The organism is Streptomyces sp. NPDC060209 (genome assembly GCF_042728155.1).
Lineage (GTDB): Bacteria > Actinomycetota > Actinomycetes > Streptomycetales > Streptomycetaceae > Streptomyces.
The window spans coordinates 1-2,701 of sequence record NZ_JBHWZS010000535.1 but is presented as its reverse complement, the minus strand read 5'-3'; the positions used below and the strand labels follow the sequence as shown (position 1 = coordinate 2,701).

General features: G+C 65.8%; 3 protein-coding genes. 1 reads left to right on the top strand and 2 read right to left on the bottom strand.

All coding sequences use genetic code 11. The annotated features are described in order from the left end of the window. Window positions 1-1,071: cytochrome c oxidase subunit I (locus tag ACFWFI_RS42300; RefSeq protein ID WP_387401218.1), on the bottom strand; the 1,071-nt coding region annotated here is incomplete at its 3' end. 183 nt (window positions 1,072-1,254) lie between these two features. Then, window positions 1,255-1,806, bottom strand: coding sequence for a glycoside hydrolase family 25 protein (locus ACFWFI_RS42295; protein WP_387401216.1), 552 nt, complete (start codon window positions 1,804-1,806; stop codon window positions 1,255-1,257). Between the two features lie 137 nt (window positions 1,807-1,943). Between ACFWFI_RS42295 and ACFWFI_RS42290 the strand changes: the two genes are divergently transcribed. Beyond that, entirely contained in the window at window positions 1,944-2,654 is a 711-nt protein-coding gene (locus ACFWFI_RS42290) for an NADPH-dependent F420 reductase (protein ID WP_387401220.1), read from the top strand. Window positions 2,655-2,701: the final 47 nt, after the last annotated feature.

Below are 2,701 nucleotides of genomic sequence, written 5' to 3'. Positions count from 1 at the left end.
GGACAACGATCCCTTCCACATCGTGCCGATCCAGTTGAAGAACTTCACCCCGGTCGGCACCGCGATGAGGAACGTCATGAAGGAGAAGAACGGCAGCAGCACTCCGCCGGTGACGTACATGTGGTGCGCCCACACCGTCGCCGAAAGGCCGGCGATGGCGATCGTCGCGCTGATCAGGCCGACATAACCGAAGATCGGCTTGCGGCTGAATACCGGAATGATCTCGGAGACGATCCCGAAGAATGGCAGGGCGATGATGTACACCTCTGGATGACCGAAGAACCAGAAGAGGTGCTGCCAGAGCAGAGCGCCGCCGTTTGACGGGTCGAAGACCAGCGCGCCGAATTTTCGGTCGACCTCGAGCGCGAGCAGCGCGGCGGCCAGAACGGGGAAGGCCAGCAGGACCAGGACACCGGTCAGCAGGACGTTCCAGGTGAAGATCGGCATACGGAACATGGTCATGCCGGGGGCGCGCATGCAGATGATCGTGGTGATGAAGTTGACCGAACCGAGGATCGTGCCGAAGCCGGAGAAGGCCAGACCCATGATCCACAGGTCTGCGCCGACGCCCGGGGAGCGGACCGCGTCGGTGAGCGGGGAGTAGGCGAACCATCCGAAGTCGGCCGCACCCTGCGGGGTGAGAAAGCCTGCCACGGCGATCAGCGAGCCGAAGAGGTACAGCCAGTAGGCCAGCATGTTCAGCCGCGGGAACGCCACGTCGGGCGCACCGATCTGCAGCGGCATGATCCAGTTCGCGAAGCCGGCGAACAGCGGCGTCGCGAACATCAGCAGCATGATCGTGCCGTGCATCGTGAACGCCTGGTTGAACTGCTCGTTCGAGATGATCTGGTCACCCGGACGAGCGAGCTCGGCACGCATGACGAGGGCCAGGACACCACCGACGATGAAGAAGGCGAACGAGGTGATCAGGTACATCGTGCCGATCGTCTTGTGGTCGGTGGTGGTCAGCCACCTGATGACCACGTTCCCCGGCTGCCGACGCCGTACAGGCAATTCGTCCTGGTAGGCGGCATCGGCCTCCGCCGATACTGAGGGACCCCTCGTCGTCACTGCGGCACTCCTTCGGTCGACGGCCGATTGCGGACTCGGCGACCAGGATGGACTCCCCGCGGCGGGACCGCAGGTCATCTCCGTGCGCACTGCACCAGTGGCTGGCAAAGGACACTCCACTGGCCGAAGGTCATGATGTCCGTGTTGACGAGCGCACCGCGCCCAAAGGGCCGAACTGCCGCCTCAGACCGTGGCCCAGGCGCGCAGCGCCTTCCGCGAGGGGAAGTCGGCGACGTTCTTGTCGAGCGGGTCGTCGGTGTACTGATGGATGCGCCAGGCCGCGTCGATCCGTGGTGCGGCCGCCTTGCCGTAATCGGCGATCCAGAGTCCGTCGCCGGCGTACGAGCTCGTGTCGTGGTTGATCCAGAAGGAGCGGTTGCAGTAGAGCAGGACTCGGTGATGAGGCCTGAGCCTTTTCACCTCCCGAATGAAGCGGTCCTTGTCCGCGCTGCTCGCGCGTGTGCCCTCGCCCGTCTGTTCCCAGTCGACTGCGAGGAGGTCTCCTTCACGCTCCGGTGTTCTCTCGACGAAATACTCCGCCTGTTCCTTCGCGTGTCCCGGCCAGAGGAAGTGGTAGAAACCGACGACGCACTCGGCGTCCCTGACACGTTTCACCTGGCTCTTCAGTCGTGGATTGACATAGGAGCGGCCCTCGGTCGCCTTGACGAAGACGAAGTCCAGACCGTCCGTGTCGAAGTCCGTCTGATAGGCGCTGACATCGACTCCGTGCAGCACGGGCACCACCTCCAAGTGGGGGGTTGTGGTTCCGTTTGTCGCTCCCATACCTGCCCACCAGGAGCTCTCCCACCCGTCACCCGGGTGCTGAACCGATTCGGCAGCCCGGAATAGTGCCCGCTCCCCCGGGGTTGGTGATCCGGCGAGACCCTTTTAGTCCAGGCACTCGGCATCGGAAGGTCGGATTCATGAAGATCGGCATCATCGGGGCGGGCAACATCGGCGGCAATCTCGCCCGGCGGTTCACGGCACTCGGGCACGACGTGTCCGTCGCCAACTCCCGTGGCCCCGAGACGCTCGGTGCGCTGGCCGAGGAGACGGGTGCCACGCCGGTCACGTCGACGGAGGCGGCCCGGGGAGCGCGGATCGTCGTGGTGACCGTTCCCCTCAAGGCGGTCCCGGACCTGCCCTCGGGCATTCTCGACGGAGCGGCGGACGATGTCGCCGTCATCGACACGGGCAACTACTACCCGCAGCAGCGTGATGGACGTATTTCCGCCATCGAGGACGGGCTGACGGAGAGCCGGTGGACCGAGCAGCAGATCGGCCATCCGGTGATCAAGGCGTTCAACGGTACGTATGCCCAGGACATCCTCGACAAGGGGCTCCCCCAGGGCGCACCCGGCCGGCAGGCCCTTCCGGTCGCCGGCGACGACACGGCGGCCAAGCAGGCGGTCCGTGACCTTATCGACGAGCTGGGCTTCGACACCGTCGACGCGGGCGGCCTCGACGAGTCCTGGCGTCAGCAGCCGGGCACGCCCGTGTACGGAAACCAGGGCGACGCCGAGGCCATCGCGAAGGCCTTGGCGGAGGCGTCACCGGAGCGCACCGCCGACTGGCGTGCCTGACCAGGGCCGTCGTGCCGTCCTCCGACGGCCGCGCCCCGGCCTCGTGC